1 protein-coding gene is annotated in these 231 nt (G+C 45.5%); it reads left to right on the top strand.

Translation table 11 applies throughout. The features are described 5' to 3' along the window. Positions 1-231 (top strand): DUF4214 domain-containing protein (locus tag ACOEN1_RS13595; protein WP_422487419.1); only part of this gene is annotated, 231 nt, incomplete at both ends.

The following is a 231-nucleotide window of genomic DNA, read 5'->3' as shown; positions in this document are numbered from 1 at the left end:
TCGCAATGGGGCGTGATGCAGACGAATCCGGTTTCAATGACTGGAATACACAGCTTAAGAGCAGACGGAAATCAGCTGCAGAAGTTGCTCAGGGCTTTATATTCAGCGAGGAATTTAAGAATTTTCATTACAACGACGTACAGTATGTTAAAATTCTGTATCGTACCATGTTTGGACGTGAGGCGGATGAAGCCGGATTAAATGGCTGGGTGTCCGACCTTGAAAACGGCA

It is taken from the genome of Gudongella sp. DL1XJH-153 (assembly GCF_049310905.1).
Lineage (GTDB): Bacteria > Bacillota > Clostridia > Tissierellales > Tissierellaceae > Gudongella.
The sequence above is the reverse complement of the archived record's forward strand: the minus strand, read 5'-3'. Positions and strand labels throughout refer to the sequence as shown.